The organism is Streptomyces sp. LARHCF249 (genome assembly GCF_052871255.1).
In genome coordinates this window covers 228,663-243,548 of record NZ_JBIXJQ010000009.1, presented here as the reverse complement: position 1 = coordinate 243,548, position 14,886 = coordinate 228,663, and the positions used below count along the sequence as shown (strand labels likewise).

The following is a 14,886-nucleotide window of genomic DNA, read 5'->3' as shown; positions in this document are numbered from 1 at the left end:
GTAGCCCGCCCGCCGTCCGGGGGTTTCGTCGGGGGGCGCCGGGGGGGGCCCGGGGGGGGGGGGGTGGGGGGGGCCGGGGGGGGGCCCCCCCGCCACCGCCGTCGCATGCCCGCGTTCACACGCTTTCGGCCTAGGCTGGAGCCGTGTTCACCAGCCACGGGCCGAGCGTCCGCGAACTCGCCGTGCAGGCCCTCTCCTCCGTCGAGCGCGGCTACGACCTGCTCGCGCCGAAGTTCGACCGCACGCCCTTCCGCACCCCGGACCGGATGCTCGACGCCGTCGAGGAGACCCTGGCCCAGTTGGAGGGCTCCTTCGGTGCCGGGCTGGACGTCTGCTGCGGCACGGGCGCCGGAATCGGCATGCTGCGGCGGCTGTGCCGGGAGCGCGTGACCGGCGTGGACCTGAGCGCGGGCATGCTGGCCGAGGCCCGGCGGGCGCATCAGGACCCGCGCGTGGACTTCGTACGGGCCGACGCGCGGGCGCTGCCGCCCGCGCTCGGGGACGCGTACGACCTGGCCGTGAGCTTCGGGGCCTTCGGCCACTTCCTCCCGGCCGAGCGGCCCGCCCTCTTCTCCGGGGTCCACGCGGCGCTGCGCGAGGGCGGGGTGTTCGCCTTCCCGATCGGCGCGCCGATCCCGCCGAGCCACCCGCTGTGGTGGGCGGTGGCGGGCTTCGACGCGGCGATGCGGGTGCGCAACGCGGTGTGGCGGCCGCCCTTCGTCATGTACTACCGGACCTTCCCGCTGGGCGGGGTCCGCGCCGACCTGCGGGCGGCCGGCTTCACGGTGGAGACGGTGCCGCTGGAGCACTTCGGCCGCCAGGCCTCCGGCGCTCCGCGCTGGCGGCTGGTCCTGGCCCGCAAGCCGGGACGGTCGCGCCAAGCGCCCGTACGGAAGGGCTCGGCCAAGTAGGCTGGCGCAGGACCCCCTGGAGGAAACCATGGCAGCCGAGCTCCCCGAATGGATGCTCCCGCCCCGCCCGAGCGGCTGGGAAGCGGACGACCTCGATCACCTGCTCCAGGCTCCCCGGCACACCGAGCTCATCGACGGAGCGCTGATCTTCATGATGTCCCCGCAGCGGTCCTGGCATGCCCGGCTCGTGGAGAACCTGACCTTCAGCCTGCGGCAAGCCGCACCCGACGGCATTGAGGTCGAACGGGAGATGACGGTCCGGCTCGACAAGAAGAGCCGCCCCGAGCCGGACATCCTGGCTGCGGCGGTCGCCTACGACCCCGATCGCACCCGCTACCTCCCGGACGAGGTCTGCCTGGTGATCGAAGTGGTGTCCGAGGAGTCGGCCGACCGTGACCGCTCCATCAAGCCGTTCAAGTACGCCCAGGCGGGCATCCCCCACTTCTGGCGTGTCGAGGACGAGGCGAGCGGGCCCGCCGTCCACGTCTACGAGCTGGACACGGTCACCCGGTCGTACGTCGCGACCGGGATCCACCGCGAGTGGCTGAAGGTGTCGGTGCCCTTCCCCGCAGCCATCGACCTGGGCAGCCTCGTCCCCTGACTCAGCGGGCCCGCAGCTCGCGTTTGAGGATCTTGCCGCTCGCGTTGCGCGGCAGTTCGGCGACGAACTCCACGGCGCGCGGCACCTTGTAGTTGGCCATCTCCCGCCGGGACCAGGCGATCAGGTCGTCGGCGGTGAGGGTGGAGCCGGGGCGGCGGACCGCGTACGCCTTGCCGACCTCGCCGAGCCGCGGATCCGGGACGCCGACCACCGCGACGTCCGCGACGTCCGGGTGGAGGCCGAGGAGCTGCTCGATCTCGGCGGGGTAGGCGTTGAACCCGCCGACGATGAACATGTCCTTGATCCGGTCGGTGATGCGCAGGTTGCCGTCCGCGTCCGTGAACCCCACGTCGCCGGTGAGCAGCCAGCCGTCGGGGGTGATCGCCTTCGCCGTCTCCTCGGGGTCCTCGAAGTACCCCCGCATGACGTGGTGGCCGCGGACCGCGATCTCGCCGACCTGGCCGGCGGGCTGCGGCCGGCCGGCCGCGTCCCTGATCACCACCTCGGTGTCCGGGATGGCCCGTCCCGAGGTCTCGGCGATGATCGCCGCCGGGTCGCCGGGGCGGCACATGGTGACGATGCCGCTCGCCTCGGAGAGCCCGTACGCGGTGAGGACGGTGGCGATGCGCAGTTCGCCGCGGAGCCGCTCGACCAGCTGGAGCGGGACGACGGCCGCGCCAGTGACGACCAGGCGCAGGGCGGAGAGGTCGTGCTGGTCGCGCTGGGGGTGGTCGAGGAGGGACTGGTGGAGAGTGGGCGGCCCGGGGAGTACGGAGATCCGCTCGGCGGCGATGTTGGCGAGGACGGTGTCCACGTTGAACACGGGCTGCGGGACCATCGTGGCCCCGCGCATCAGGCAGGCGATGATCCCGGCCTTGTAGCCGAAGGTGTGGAAGAAGGGGTTCACGATCAGGTAGCGGTCGCCCTCGCGCAGTCCCGCGAGCTCGCTCCAGACGTCGTAGCAGCGCAGGGACTGGGCGTGGGTGATGACGGCGCCCTTGGGGCTGCCGGTGGTGCCCGAGGTGAAGATGATGTCGGAGGGGGCGTCGGGGGGAATCGCCCCGGCGCGCTCGCGGACGGCGCCGGCCGGTACGCGGTCCCCGCCCGCCAGGAAGTCCTTCCAGGTGCGGAAGGACTCGGGGGCGTCCTCGGCGAGGACGACGACCTGCTCCAGGTGCGGCAGCCCGGGCAGCGGTCCGTCGCCGGGGCCGTCGGCCGCGGCGCGGCGCAGGGAGGCGACGTAGGAGGTGCCGAGGAAGGTGCCGGTGACGAAGAGCAGCCGGGCCCGGCTGCGCCGGAGGACGTACGCGGCTTCGGTGCCCTTGAAACGGGTGTTGAGGGGGACGAGCACCGCGCCCGCGGAGACGGCGCCGAGCGCGGAGACGATCCACTCCAGGGTGTTGGGGGCCCACACGGCGACCCGGTCGCCCGGTTCGACCCCGGCGGCGATGCAGGCGGCCGCGGCGCGCTCGACGCGCTCGCCGAGCTGGGCGTAGTCGACGCGCACGCGTCCGTCGACGACGGCCTCGCGGTCGGCGAAGCGCGCCGCGGCGTCGCGCACGAGACCGGCGATGGTCCCCCATCGCAGATCGCCTCGCAGATCGCCCCGCAGATCGCCCCGGATGTCGTCGCGCCCGTCCTCGTGCCCGTCTGCGGTCATGGCGTGCCACCCTCCCCCGAACCCGAACCCAGTAGCTGACTAACCGTCAGATTAGCTGTAGCCTTCGCGGCTGTCAGTACTGGTGCACCCCGGAGGTGGCGATGGCGGCAACGCTCAAGGACGCGACGGCGATAGTCGGCATCGGGCAGACCGCCTTTGCCAAGCAACTGCCGCAGTCCGAGAAGGAATTGGCCTGCCGCGCCATTCTGGCAGCGCTCGCCGACGCGGGCATAGAGCCCGCCGAGGTCGATGCCTTCGCCTCCTACACCATGGAGGAGACCGACGAGGTCGAGGTCGCCAAGGCCATCGGCGCCGGCGACGTCACCTTCTTCTCCAAGGTCGGCTACGGCGGCGGCGGCTCCTGCGCCACCGTCGCCCACCTGGCCTCCGCCGTGGCCACCGGCCAGGCCACCGTCGGCGTCGCCTGGCGCTCGCGCAAGCGCGGCTCGGGCCCCCGCCCCTGGAAGAACACCGCCGTCCAGCTGCCCACCCCAGGCCAGTGGACCCGCCCCTTCGGCCTGCTGCGCCCGGCCGACGAGATCGGCATGCTGGCCCGCCGCTACATGCACGAGTACGGCGCCACCCGCGACCACCTCTTCAACGTGGCGATGGCCTGCCGCAACCGGGCCAACGAGAACCCGGCCGCGATGATGTACGAGCGCCCGCTGACCCGCGAGATGTACATGACCTCCCGCATGATCAGCGACCCGCTCTGCCTCTTCGACAACTGCTTGGAGACGGACGGGGCCCTGGCCTGCGTGGTCGTCTCCGCCGAGCGGGCCCGGGACTGCCGCCACAAGCCCGTCTACCTCCACTCCGTCGCCCAGGGCCTGCCGGCCCAGCACCACGGCATGGTCAACTACTGGAACGACGACCCCCTGTCGGGGCCCGCCTGGACGGCCGCCCGGCACCTGTGGAAGCAGGCGGACTTCGGGCCGCAGGACGTGGACGTCGCCCAGATCTACGACGCCTTCACCCCGCTGATCCCGCTCTCCCTCGAGGGCTACGGCTTCTGCGGCCGCGGCGAGGGCGCCGCCTTCACCGAGGGCGGGGCCCTGGAGATGGGCGGCCGGCTCCCGATCAACACGGGGGGCGGCGGCCTGTCCGAGGCGTACGTGCACGGCTTCAACCTGATCAACGAGGGCGTCAAGCAGCTGCGCGGCATCTCCACCGCCCAGGTGCCGGACGCCGCGACCTGCCTGGTGACGGCGGGCGAGGGTGTCCCGACGTCCGCGATCCTGCTGAGGAGCTGATCATGACCGCCGCTACCGAGGAATCGCTTCTTCTCCCGGTCCCCGACGAGGACGGCGCCCCCTTCTGGGAGTACGCCGCCCGGGGCGAACTCCGCGTCCAGGCCTGCACGGCCTGCGGCAGACTCCGCTTCCCGCCGCGCCCCTGCTGCCCGCACTGCCAGTCCTTCGGCTCCGAGTGGCAGCTGATGAGCGGCCGCGGCCGCATCTGGTCCTACGTCCAGCCGCATCCGCCGCTGCTGCCCGCCTACGCCGCGCAGGCCCCGTACAACGTGATCCTGGTGGAGCTCGCCGACGCCCCGCACATCCGGCTGGCCGGAAACCTGGTGACCTCGGCCGACGCCCCGCTGAACTCGATGAACCCGGCCCGGCTGCGCATCGGGGCGCGGGTCCAGGTGGTGTTCACCGAGACGGGCGGCGTGGCGGTGCCGCGCTGGGTCCTGGAGAAGTCGTGACGCTGCGGGTGGAGCGGGACAAGGCGAGCGGGGTCGCGGTCGTCACACTGGACCGGGAGCGCAGGCACAACGCGATCGACCTGGCGACGGCGGACGAACTGGCCCGGGTGTGGCGGGAGTTCCGGTTCGAGGACGAGGTGCGGGCGGTGGTGCTGACGGGCGCCGGGACGGCCGCCTTCTGCACGGGCATCGACCGGGGGGCGCAGGTGCCGCAGCCGGCGTCCCCGTACTCGGTCGACGATCCGCTCGTCTCCATCGGCCCGAAGGCCAACGACCTGTGGAAGCCGGTGATCGCCGCGGTCAACGGCATGGCGTGCGGCGGGGCCTTCTACCTGCTGGGCGAGGCGGAGTTCATCGTCTCCTCGTCCCGCGCGACGTACTTCGACCCGCACACCTCGTACGGGATGGTCAGCGCCTACGAGGCCGTGTACATGGCGCAGCGGATGCCCTTCGGGGAGGCCGCCCGGATGTCGCTGATGGGCACGGCGGAGCGGCTCTCCGCGCGGCGGGCGTACGAGATCGGCCTGGTCTCCGAGCTGGCCGAGCCCGCGGAGCTGCTCGAGGCGGCCGTGCGCGCGGCGGCCACCCTGGCCGGCTTCCCGACGGAGGCCGTGCAGGGCACCGTACGGGCCCTGTGGTCGGCGAAACAGGCGGCTCTCCAACAGGCCCTGGCCCAGGCCCCGGCGCTGATCGCGCTGGGCAACCTCCCCCCGGAGCGGCAGGCGGACCTGTTCGCGGGCCGGCGGCCGGGGACCGAGTTCAGGCTGCGCTGACGCGCCGGTCAGCGGGGCTTGCGGGACTTGGTGGCCTTGGGCGCCGGCGTCGTCTTGGACCCGCCGGAGGTCGAGCCGGGGGTGGAGCCGGAGGCGCTGGTGGTGGGCTTGCCGAGCCGGCAGTTCCGGACCTCCGCGGCGCGCGAGGGGGCGTCGAGGGCGACGTCGACCGTGCGGGTCTCGCGTGCCGCCAGATCCACCCGGACGACCTTGGACTCGACGGCGGCTCCCGCGGCGCCCTCCCGGTAGAGGTCGACCTCGAAGGTCGCCCTGCGGTCGAGCCGCGAGGTGAACCGCAGGGTGGTGACCGGTGTGGCGGAGCTCGTGCAGGTGACCACCACGACGGTGGCCGGGTCACCGCTCGGGCTCGCGGAGGAGGCGGCCGACGCGGACGCCGTACTGCCGCTGCCGCCGCTGTGGCTCTTCTTCTTGCTCTTGGAGCTGGAGCAGCCGCCCCCCTTGCCGCTGCTCTTGCTGCTCTTGCTCTTTCCGCCGCTGCTGCCGCCGCTCGACGAGAAACCGGTCAGCGCGAACACCACGGTCACCAGTACCGCGGTCAGTCTGATGTGACGCCCAGCCGCAGCCGCCATGGCCCGAACCCCTCCCGTTGGACAGACGGCCGGTCACGCTACCAGGGCCCCGGAAACGGCGGCGGCCCCGGCCCCCGGGAGGGGGCGGGGCCGACCGGCCGTGGTGGCGGGTGGTGATCAGGCGCCGACGACGCCCGAGGCCGCGATCTCGACCTTGCCCTTGGGGGCGCCGGACTGGGAGCCCAGGGCCTCGATCTGGTCGACGAGCTCCTGGCCCTCGACGACCTCGCCGAAGACGACGTGCTTGCCGTCGAGCCACGGGGTGAGGACGGTGGTGATGAAGAACTGCGAGCCGTTGGTGTTGCGGCCGGCGTTCGCCATCGACAGCAGGTACTTGCGGTCGTGCTTCAGCTGGAAGTTCTCGTCCTCGAACTTCTCGCCGTAGATGCTCTTGCCGCCGGTGCCGTTGTGGTTGGTGAAGTCACCGCCCTGCAGCATGAACTGGGGAATGATGCGGTGGAAGCCGGAGCCCGCGTAGCCGAAGCCGTTCTGGCCGGTGCACAGCTCGCGGAAGTTGCGCGCGGTCTTCGGGACGACCTCGTCGAAGAGGCTGAAGACGATGCGGCCGGCGTGCGCGCCGTTGATGTTGATGTCGAAGTAGACGTTGTCGCTCATGGGGTCCATCCTGTCACTCCCGGTGCGTTCCGCTACCGGGAGGGGGCCGAGTCGCCTCAGCCGCTCGTACGGGTGCCCGTGCCCTTCGCCGCGTCCAGTGCGTACACGCAGCGGTCCTTGCTGCACGCGTAGACCACGCCCGCCTCGGCCACCGGGGCGCCGGTGATCTCGCCGCCCGTGGCCAGCTTCCAGCGCAGCTGGCCGCCCGACGCGTCCAGCGTGTACAGGCAGTGGTCGGCCGAGCCGAAGTGCACCCGGCCGTCCGCGACCGCCGGGAGGCCGGTGATCTCGCCGCCCGCCGCGAACCGCCACTTCGGGGTGCCGGTGACCGCGTCGAGCGTGTACAGGGCGCTGCCCGCGCCCAGGTGGACGTTGCCGTTCGCGACGAGCACCGGGTCCGGGGAGGTGCGCGCCTCGGTCGCGATGCGCCAGCGGTCCTGGCCGGTGGCCGCGTCCAGGGCGTAGACGGTGCCCAGGTAGTCGGCGAGGTAGACCCCGCCGCCGGTGACCGCGGCGCCCGGAGCGAAGGCCGGGGGCGCCAGGAAGACCGCGGGGGCCTCGAAGTGCCAGCGGACCCGGCCCGAGGCCCGGTCCACGGACAGCACGCGGGTGCCGGCGGCGACGTACACGTTGCCGTCGGGGGCCGGGGTGACCCGTACCGGGACGTTTCCGCAGGAGGCCGCGTCGCCGACCGGATAGGACCAGGACTCGCGGCCGCTGCGGGCGTCGAGCGCGCGCAGCCGGGCGTCCTGCCACACGTACACGGTGCCGTCGTGGAGGACGGGGGCCGCCTCCGGGGTTTCGAAGTCGGTCTGCGCGCCGGTCAGCTCCCACAGCTTCTGGCCGTTGGACGCCTCCCAGCCCTGTACGCCGCCGCCGCGGGTGGCGGTGACCACGGTGCCGCGGTCCGCGCGCAGGGCGTACACCCAGGCGTCGGCGGACACCCGCCACCGCTCGGAGCCGTCGGAGGCGTCGAGCGCGAACAGCGAGGGGCCGTCGGAGGCGTGGATGCGGCCGTCGGCGACGGCCATGGACCAGGCGACGTCGCGGGTCTTGAACTGGCGGCGCCCGCTCGCCACGTCGAGGGCGTGCACCTCGAAGGAGGTGACGTAGAGCAGGTCGCCGGCGACGGTGGGGGTGCCCCAGACGTCGTTGGACATGCGGAAGCGCCACGGCCGCCACCGGCCGCTGTCCGGGGCCGGGGCGGGGGCCGGTACGGCCGCCAGCACGGCGGGGGCGGCCGCCGAGCCGCCCGGCGGGCGGATCCAGCCGGTCGCCGAGTCGGCGGCGGCGTGCAGGGCGGGCGCCGAGGCGCTCGCGCGCGGCCCGGGCCCGATCGGCACCGGGGAGCCGGCCAGCAGGACGGGCTCGCCCGACGGGGACGGGGACATCGGCGGGTGGTGCGGGCGCTGCGGCACGGCTCGCCCGGCTACCGCGGGGGGAGCCCCCAGGCCGGTGCGCGGGTCCACCCACGGCTCGGCGCCGCGCGGGCGGCGGTGCGTGGCGGGGCCCGAGATCGGCCCCCGGGCGCCGGATCCGGATGCCGCTCCGCCGTCGCGGCCGGGGCCGGGCGCGGGGACCGGTACGGCGGCGGCGGGCGTGCGGTTGCCCGCCCGGCGGGCCTCGATCATCGCGACGGCCCGCGCGGGGAGCCAGGCCGAGGCCGTCCCGCTGTCGTCGCCGCCGTCGAAGAGGTGCGGGGCGAGCTGCGCCTGGAGGTCGGCCGGGGTCGGCCGCAGGGCTGCGTCCATCTGCATGCAGGACTCGATGAGCGGCCGCAGCTCGGCGGGCAGGCCCTCCAGGTTGGGGCCCTCGCGCAGCAGCATGAAGACCGTCTCCACCGGGTTGGCCCCGTGGTACGGCGGGTGCCCGGTCGCAGCGAAGACGAGCGTGGAGCCGAGCGAGAAGACGTCGCTGGCACCCTTGACGCTGCGCGAGTCCTTGGCCTGCTCGGGAGACATGTAGGCGGGGGTGCCGACGGCGACGTTCGTCATGGTCAGGCGCGTGTTGGAGACCCCGCTCGCGATACCGAAGTCGATCACGCGCGGCCCGTCCTCGACGACGAGCACGTTGGACGGCTTCAGGTCGCGGTGGACCAGCCCCGCGCCGTGGATGGACTGCAGGGCCTCGGCGATGCCGGCCGCGAGCCACCGTACGGCCTGGGCGGGCATGGGCCCGCACTCGTTGACGATCTCCTCCAGGGAGGGCGCCGGGACGTAGGCGGTGGCCAGCCACGGCACGGCGGCGCGCGGGTCGGCGTCGACCACGGCCGCGGTGTAGAAGCCGGACACGGCACGGGCCGCCTCCACCTCGCGGGTGAAGCGGACCCGGAACAGCTGGTCCTCGGCGAGCTCGGTGCGCACCGTCTTGATCGCGACCCGCCGTCCGGACGCGGACCGCGCGAGATAGACCAGCCCCATGCCGCCGGCGCCGAGCCGTCCCAGCACCTCGAAGGGGCCGATCCGTCTCGGGTCGTGCTGCGTCAGCTGCTCCACCACTCGCCTCCACACCTCCCCGTACGGGCCCTCGCTCCGGGCCCGCTTCCAGCGGCGCGCGACGCCGGTACGGGGCCTTGCCCCGTGCAGCGTCTCACTCCGGGCGCCGCCCGGTCGCGCAACCCCGATTCTGTCAGGCCCGCGCCCGGTCCGGCCCCGGCACGGCGAGGCGTACGGGGGTGGGATAGCCCACTGCCCGCCGCGCCCGCTAGGCCGGCAGCCTCGTCCGGGGTTCCGAGAGGAGCCCGAAGACCGCCCCCTGATTGTCGGCGACGACGGCGATGCGCCCGTACGGCGTGTCGAAGGGCTCGGCGGTGACGCGGCCGCCGAGCCGCTGCACCATCGCGACGGACTGGTCGCAGTCGGGGACGGCGAAGTAGGCGAGGAAGTGCGCGGGCATGATCTCCGGGAAGGCGTCGGTGATCAGGCTGCGGCCGAGGACGGCGGTGTCGCTGCCGGGCGCGCTGCCGGGCGGGGACCAGACGCGGTACTCGACGCCGGCGTCGTTCTGGTCCTCCGGGACGTAGCCGAAGACCTTGGCGTAGAAGGCGTCCACGGCGTCGCGGGCGCGGGTGTAGACCTCGCTCCAGCAGTACGTGTACGGCTCCCTCTGGGCTTCGAAGCCGTGGTGGGTGCCGGGCTGCCAGAGGCCGAAGACGGCGCCGCCGGGGTCGGCGGCCATCGCGGCGGTCCCGTACGGGCCGACCGGCATGGGGTCCATCACCATCTGGCCGCCGGCGGCGCGGATGCGCTGGGCGCAGGCGTAGGCGTCGGTGGTGTAGAGGTAGATCCCCCATACGGTGGGCATCCGGCCGTCGGGCTTGGGGGCGAGGGCGGCGACGTTGCGGCCGCGGCTGTAGGCCTGGGTGTAGTGGCCGTACTCGGCGCCCGCGCTGTCCCCGAAGGTCCACCCGAAGAGCTCACCGTAGAAGCGCTTGCCCGCCTCGACGTCCGGAAGTGAGGCGTCCACCCAGCAGGGTGCGCCTTCCGCGAATGCGGCCATGAGCCCGGTTCCTTCCGTTGTGCGGGGGTGTGTACCGTCCCACGTCTCCCGCGCATCCCACCTCTCCCAGCCATGGTCCGCCCGAAAACTTGTCCACAGCCTGTTGATAAGACTATTCGGGGGAAACGCAGAGGAAGCGGGCGACCCGCCCCGGCGGGGGGCCTTCCCGGGATCGGCCGGGGCCCGGGCCGGGCCCCGCCGGGGATCCGGCCGGATTCCGCCCCCGCGGCCGGGCCGGACGGGCTCCAGCCCAGGCCAGGGACCCCGTAACCCCATTTGCAGGCGGCCGAATAGCGCGCCGATCACCCCTCGGTAAGCTGACGGCATGACAGGACAAGTACGCACCGTCGACGGGCGTGTCGCCGGCCGGCGCGGCCAGGCGACGCGGCAGAAGCTGCTCGACTGCCTCAGCGAGATGCTCAGCTCCTCGCCGTACCGCGACGTCAAGGTGATCGACGTCGCGCGCAAGGCCGGTACCTCCCCCGCGACCTTCTACCAGTACTTCCCGGACGTCGAGGGCGCCGTCCTGGAGATCGCCGAGGAAATGGCCACCGAGGGCGCGCAGTTGACGCAGCTCGTCGAGGGCCGCACCTGGGTGGGCAAGTCCGGCTGGGCCGCCGCCGAGGAACTCGTCGAAGGCTTCCTGGACTTCTGGCGTCGCAACGACGCGATCCTGCGGGTCGTCGACCTCGGCGCGGCCGAGGGCGACAAGCGGTTCTACAAGATCCGCATGAAGATCCTCAACTCCGTCACCAACTCCCTCACGGAGTCGATGAAGGAGCTCCAGGCCAAGGGCAAGGTCGACAAGGACATCAGCCCCGCGGCGATGGCCGGTTCGCTGGTCGCGATGCTGGCCGCGGTCGCCTCGCACCAGAAGGGGTTCACGACCTGGGGCGTCAAGCAGACCGAGCTCAAGCCGAATCTGGCGCTGCTCGTCCACCTCGGCATCACGGGCAAGAAGCCGACCAAGTGACGGCGGGCCCTGGAGAGGGTCCGCCGCCCCGGCACCGATGTCCCCCGCACACGCCTGTGATCAGCGGCGCTCCAGGCGGAACAGCCTGATCTCGCGCTCGATGCGCGCCTGGTACGTCGCGTAGGGCGGCCAGAACCCCAGCACCGCCCGCCATGCCGCCGCACGTTCCTCGCCCGCCAGCAGCCGGGCCCGTACGGCGATGTCCTGGCCCTTCCAACTCACGGACGCGTCCGGGTGCTTGAGCAGGTTCCCGGTCCACGCCGGGTGCCCGGGCCGGCCGAAGTTGGAGCCGATGAGCAGCCAGCTCACCCCGTCCTCCTCGGGCATGCAGGCGAGCGGGGTGGTGCGCGGCTCGCCGGTCTTGGCGCCCTTGGCGGTGAGGACCACGCCCGGCAGCATCCGGGCGCTGAGCATGACCTTGCCGCGGGTCAGTTTGTGCACCGCCTTGTCCATCGCGGGGATGAAGTGCGGTGCGATCTTGGCGAACAGCCTGGTCGAGGAGACCTTCTGCATGAGCTTGACGCCGGGGGCCACGCGAGCCATCAGACGGCCACCTTCTCGGATACGGGCGCGGATGCGGGTGCGCACGGGGGTGCGCATGGGGGTGCGGCGGACGGGGGGAACAGCCCCGCGCGGTCCGCGGCGTGCGCCCGCAGCCGGTGGACCGGGCCGAACAGCAGCTCGTCGGCCGCCGCCCGCTTGAAGTAGAGGTGCGCGTCGTGCTCCCAGGTGAAGCCGATGCCGCCGTGCAGCTGGATCGCCTCGCCCGCGGCAGTGCGCAGTGCCTCCAGGGCCTGGGCGAGCGCGAGGCCGCCCTGCCGGGGGTCCCAGGCGGCGTAGTAGGCCGCCGAGCGGGCCGCCTCCACCTGCACGTAGAGGTCGGCGAGGCGGTGCTTGACCGCCTGGAAGGAGCCGATCGCCCGGCCGAACTGCTCGCGCCGGCACACGTACTCCACGGTGCGGGCGAGCGCCTGGCCGGCGGCGCCGACCGCCTCGGCGGCGAGGACGGCGGCGGCGGTGCGGCCGGTGGCGGCCAGGGCCTCGAGCACGTCGTCCTGTTCGGCGCCCAGCAACTCGGCCGGCACATCACGCAGTTGGATCCGGGCCTGGGGGCGGGTCTCGTCCAGGGTGGTCTGCCGTTGCCTTACGAGGCCGGGTGCCTCCTGCCGTACGAGGAAGAGGAGGGTGCGGCTGCGGGCGAAGCCGCCGGTGTGCGCGGCGACCAGCAGCAGTGAGGCACTGTGCCCGTCGAGCACCTGGGCGGCCTCCCCGTACAGCCGCCAGCCGCCGTCCGCTCCGGCGGCGGCGCGGGCCTGGACCCCGCCCGCGCGGCCGCCGCCGGACCACGGGCCGGCGGCGTTGTCGCCGGTCAGCGCGAGGGCGGTGGCCAGTGCCGGGCCGGGGACGGCGAGGGCGGCGGTGAGTCCTCCCGCGGCCAGCGGCGGGAGCAGCGCGGAGCGCTGGGCGGTGCTGCCGAGGGCGGTGATCAGCGGAACGCAGAGCGCGGCGGTGGCGAGCAGCGGGGAGGGCAGCAGCACCCGCCCGGTCTCCTCGCAGGCCAGCGCCAGGTCGGCGGGGGCGCAGCCGACGCCCCCGTACTCCTCGGCGACGGCGAGGCCGGGCAGCCCGAGCCGCTGGGCGAGCTGCTCCCACAGCTCGCGGTCGTATCCGGCATGGGTGCGGACGGCGGCCTTGACCTCGTCGGGGCCGCAGCGTTTGCCCAGGATCTCGCGCAGGGTACGGCGTATCTCGTCCTGCTCCGCGGTGAAGGCGGCATCCATCGTCGGGCTCCTCCCCGTAACTGACGGGGCGTCATGTTAGGTCGGGCGGCGGCAGATGCACAGGGGGAGGGCGCGAGGGGCTAGAAACTGACGATCCGTCAGCTGTACCGTCTCGGCATGCCTGGACTCACACCCGCGCCCTCGCCCTCCGCCCGCCCGCGCCGGAGGGTCGCGGTGGTCGGCGTCGCGCTCTCCGACTGCGGTCGGGTCGACGGCCCCACCCCGTACGCCCTGCACGGGCAGGCCGCCCGGCGCGCCCTGGCCGACTCCGGCCTCGACCGCTCCGTCATCGACGGCTTCGCCTCGGCCGGCCTCGGCACGCTCGCGCCGGTCGAGGTGGCCGAGTACCTGGGCCTGCGCCCCACCTGGGTCGACTCCACCTCGGTGGGCGGCTCGACCTGGGAGGTCATGGCGGCCCACGCGGCGGACGCGATCGCGGCCGGGCACGCCAACGCCGTGCTGCTGGTCTACGGGTCCACGGCCCGCGCCGACATCAAGGCCCGCCGGCGCACCTCGAACCTCTCCTTCGGGGCGCGGGGGCCGCTGCAGTTCGAGGTGCCGTACGGCCACACGCTGATCTCCAAGTACGCGATGGCCGCCCGCCGCCACATGCACGAGTACGGGACGACGCTGGAGCAGCTCGCTTCGGTGGCCGTGCAGGCACGGGCGAACGCGGCGACGAACCCGGACGCGATGTTCCGCGAGCCGCTGACGGTGGAGGACGTCCTGTCCTCCGAGATGATCGCGGACCCCTTCACGAAGCTGAACTGCTGCATCCGCTCGGACGGCGGCTGCGCGGTGCTCCTGGCGGCGGAGGACTTCGTCCCGGACACGGCCAAGGCCCCGGTGTGGATCCTGGGCTCCGGCACGTCCGTCTCCCACACCGCCATGTCGGAGTGGGAGGACTTCACGGTGTCCCCCGCGGCGGTCTCGGGCCGCATCGCGTTCGAACGGGCGGGCCTGACCCCGGCGGACGTGGACGTGGCCGAGATCTACGACGCCTTCACGTACATGACCCTGGTGACCCTGGAGGACCTCGGCTTCTGCGCGAAGGGCGAGGGCGGCGCCTTCGTGGAGAAGGGCCGGCTGCTGCGCGACGGGGAACTCCCGGTCAACACGGACGGCGGCGGCCTCTCGGCCTGCCACCCGGGGATGCGCGGCCTGTTCCTCCTGGTCGAGGCGGTCCGCCAGCTCCGCGGCGAGGCCGGCGCCGGACAGGTCGTGAAACGCGGCGGCCGCCTCCCGGAGGTGGCCCTGGCCTCGGGCACCGGCGGCTGGTTCTGCTCGTCGGGGACGGTGATCCTGGGCCGGGGCTGACCCCGTCACGGCACCGTCACCCCGGCCCCCACGGCGCCGGCCTCCGGATGCGGCATGCACCGGATGGGACGACCATCAAAAGAGGCGGCGGACTTCCTCGGCGAGGAGGAGCCGTGACACATCTGGCTCGGATCCCACTCGAGGGCGGGGGCTCCCTCCTGGTGGAGGCTTCGGCCCCGGCTCAGGGACCGGTGAAGGCAGGGCGGGTCGGCGACGCCATCCGCGAGCTGCCGGGAAATCTGCAAGAGGCCCTCGGCTCGGTCGCCGAGGCGGCGCGCGCCACGCTCGACCAGCTGCGCAAGGCCGGCCCCGACGCGATCACGATCGAGTTCGGCGTCGACCTGGCGGTCGAGGCCGGAGCCGTGATCACCAAGAGCAGCCTCAACTCCCATCTGAAGGTCACCATGACGTGGACGAAGGAGAATCGCGGCCGTCCCGGTGCGGGCGGGCACGGGGAATGAT

At 73.4% G+C, this 14,886-nt stretch carries 15 protein-coding genes; 8 read left to right on the top strand and 7 right to left on the bottom strand.

Features of this window, described 5'->3' with window-relative positions:
• Positions 1 to 143 precede the first annotated feature (143 nt).
• Together ACIPUC_RS26095 and ACIPUC_RS26090 are read left to right on the top strand one after the other, a co-directional pair.
• On the top strand, positions 144 to 911 hold the full coding sequence (locus ACIPUC_RS26095) for a class I SAM-dependent methyltransferase (RefSeq protein ID WP_446592563.1): 768 nt from the start codon (positions 144 to 146) through the stop codon (positions 909 to 911).
• A 28-nt stretch (positions 912 to 939) separates the two neighbouring features.
• Complete coding sequence (locus tag ACIPUC_RS26090) at positions 940 to 1,512, top strand: Uma2 family endonuclease (RefSeq protein ID WP_446592562.1); 573 nt, start codon at positions 940 to 942, stop codon at positions 1,510 to 1,512.
• Position 1,513: 1 nt separating this feature from the next.
• Here the strand turns inward: ACIPUC_RS26090 and ACIPUC_RS26085 are convergent, their stop codons facing one another.
• On the bottom strand, positions 1,514 to 3,112 hold the full coding sequence (locus ACIPUC_RS26085; protein WP_446592673.1) for a FadD3 family acyl-CoA ligase: 1,599 nt from the start codon (positions 3,110 to 3,112) through the stop codon (positions 1,514 to 1,516).
• A 161-nt stretch (positions 3,113 to 3,273) separates the two neighbouring features.
• On the opposite strand from ACIPUC_RS26085, the gene ACIPUC_RS26080 reads away from it, so the two are divergent.
• The 3 genes from ACIPUC_RS26080 to ACIPUC_RS26070 are packed head-to-tail and all read left to right on the top strand — an operon-like array spanning position 3,274 to position 5,650.
• Positions 3,274 to 4,425 carry a lipid-transfer protein gene (locus tag ACIPUC_RS26080; protein WP_446592561.1) on the top strand — a complete coding sequence of 384 codons (1,152 nt, stop codon included), beginning with the start codon at positions 3,274 to 3,276 and terminating at the stop codon, positions 4,423 to 4,425.
• Between the two features lie 2 nt (positions 4,426 to 4,427).
• Positions 4,428 to 4,877 (top strand): Zn-ribbon domain-containing OB-fold protein, encoded by a 450-nt coding sequence (locus tag ACIPUC_RS26075; protein WP_446592560.1) that lies wholly within the window; start codon positions 4,428 to 4,430, stop codon positions 4,875 to 4,877.
• Entirely contained in the window at positions 4,874 to 5,650 is a 777-nt protein-coding gene (locus ACIPUC_RS26070) for an enoyl-CoA hydratase/isomerase family protein (RefSeq protein ID WP_446592559.1), read from the top strand. Before ACIPUC_RS26075 ends, ACIPUC_RS26070 begins: the two co-directional genes overlap by 4 nt.
• A gap of 8 nt (positions 5,651 to 5,658) precedes the next feature.
• Here the strand turns inward: ACIPUC_RS26070 and ACIPUC_RS26065 are convergent, their stop codons facing one another.
• From ACIPUC_RS26065 to ACIPUC_RS26050, 4 genes are all read right to left on the bottom strand, one after another.
• A complete protein-coding gene (locus ACIPUC_RS26065) occupies positions 5,659 to 6,240 on the bottom strand; it encodes a hypothetical protein (RefSeq protein WP_446592557.1) in 582 nt (193 codons plus the stop codon).
• 117 nt (positions 6,241 to 6,357) lie between these two features.
• On the bottom strand, positions 6,358 to 6,855 hold the full coding sequence (locus ACIPUC_RS26060) for a peptidylprolyl isomerase (RefSeq protein ID WP_446592555.1): 498 nt from the start codon (positions 6,853 to 6,855) through the stop codon (positions 6,358 to 6,360).
• Positions 6,856 to 6,911: 56 nt separating this feature from the next.
• The gene (locus ACIPUC_RS26055) at positions 6,912 to 9,353 is read right to left on the bottom strand and encodes a serine/threonine-protein kinase (RefSeq protein WP_446592554.1); all 2,442 of its coding nucleotides are present in this window, start codon (positions 9,351 to 9,353) and stop codon (positions 6,912 to 6,914) included.
• A 205-nt stretch (positions 9,354 to 9,558) separates the two neighbouring features.
• A complete protein-coding gene (locus ACIPUC_RS26050) occupies positions 9,559 to 10,353 on the bottom strand; it encodes a VOC family protein (protein ID WP_446592553.1) in 795 nt (264 codons plus the stop codon).
• Positions 10,354 to 10,678: 325 nt separating this feature from the next.
• On the opposite strand from ACIPUC_RS26050, the gene ACIPUC_RS26045 reads away from it, so the two are divergent.
• On the top strand, positions 10,679 to 11,326 hold the full coding sequence (locus ACIPUC_RS26045; RefSeq protein ID WP_446592551.1) for a TetR family transcriptional regulator: 648 nt from the start codon (positions 10,679 to 10,681) through the stop codon (positions 11,324 to 11,326).
• A gap of 60 nt (positions 11,327 to 11,386) precedes the next feature.
• Here the strand turns inward: ACIPUC_RS26045 and ACIPUC_RS26040 are convergent, their stop codons facing one another.
• On the bottom strand, positions 11,387 to 11,869 hold the full coding sequence (locus ACIPUC_RS26040) for a nitroreductase family deazaflavin-dependent oxidoreductase (protein WP_446592550.1): 483 nt from the start codon (positions 11,867 to 11,869) through the stop codon (positions 11,387 to 11,389).
• The gene (locus ACIPUC_RS26035; protein ID WP_446592549.1) at positions 11,869 to 13,107 is read right to left on the bottom strand and encodes an acyl-CoA dehydrogenase family protein; all 1,239 of its coding nucleotides are present in this window, start codon (positions 13,105 to 13,107) and stop codon (positions 11,869 to 11,871) included. Before ACIPUC_RS26035 ends, ACIPUC_RS26040 begins: the two co-directional genes overlap by 1 nt.
• Before the next feature lie 117 nt (positions 13,108 to 13,224).
• Between ACIPUC_RS26035 and ACIPUC_RS26030 the strand changes: the two genes are divergently transcribed.
• Positions 13,225 to 14,424, top strand: a complete 1,200-nt coding sequence (locus tag ACIPUC_RS26030; protein ID WP_446592548.1) for an acetyl-CoA acetyltransferase — start codon at positions 13,225 to 13,227, stop codon at positions 14,422 to 14,424.
• A 113-nt stretch (positions 14,425 to 14,537) separates the two neighbouring features.
• The gene (locus ACIPUC_RS26025) at positions 14,538 to 14,885 is read left to right on the top strand and encodes a CU044_2847 family protein (RefSeq protein ID WP_446592546.1); all 348 of its coding nucleotides are present in this window, start codon (positions 14,538 to 14,540) and stop codon (positions 14,883 to 14,885) included.
• Position 14,886 lies beyond the last annotated feature (1 nt).

Excerpts from the sequence above, each read along its gene's own strand:
- ACIPUC_RS26090 (WP_446592562.1), top strand. The coding sequence starts at position 940 with ATGGCAGCCGAGCTCCCCGAATGGATGCTCCCGCCCCGCCCGAGCGGC.
- ACIPUC_RS26080 (WP_446592561.1), top strand. The coding sequence starts at position 3,274 with ATGGCGGCAACGCTCAAGGACGCGACGGCGATAGTCGGCATCGGGCAG.
- ACIPUC_RS26075 (WP_446592560.1), top strand. The coding sequence starts at position 4,428 with ATGACCGCCGCTACCGAGGAATCGCTTCTTCTCCCGGTCCCCGACGAG.
- ACIPUC_RS26065 (WP_446592557.1), bottom strand. The coding sequence starts at position 6,240 with ATGGCGGCTGCGGCTGGGCGTCACATCAGACTGACCGCGGTACTGGTG.
- ACIPUC_RS26060 (WP_446592555.1), bottom strand. The coding sequence starts at position 6,855 with ATGAGCGACAACGTCTACTTCGACATCAACATCAACGGCGCGCACGCC.
- ACIPUC_RS26050 (WP_446592553.1), bottom strand. The coding sequence starts at position 10,353 with ATGGCCGCATTCGCGGAAGGCGCACCCTGCTGGGTGGACGCCTCACTT.
- ACIPUC_RS26045 (WP_446592551.1), top strand. The coding sequence starts at position 10,679 with ATGACAGGACAAGTACGCACCGTCGACGGGCGTGTCGCCGGCCGGCGC.
- ACIPUC_RS26040 (WP_446592550.1), bottom strand. The coding sequence starts at position 11,869 with ATGGCTCGCGTGGCCCCCGGCGTCAAGCTCATGCAGAAGGTCTCCTCG.
- ACIPUC_RS26035 (WP_446592549.1), bottom strand. The coding sequence starts at position 13,107 with ATGGATGCCGCCTTCACCGCGGAGCAGGACGAGATACGCCGTACCCTG.
- ACIPUC_RS26030 (WP_446592548.1), top strand. The coding sequence starts at position 13,225 with ATGCCTGGACTCACACCCGCGCCCTCGCCCTCCGCCCGCCCGCGCCGG.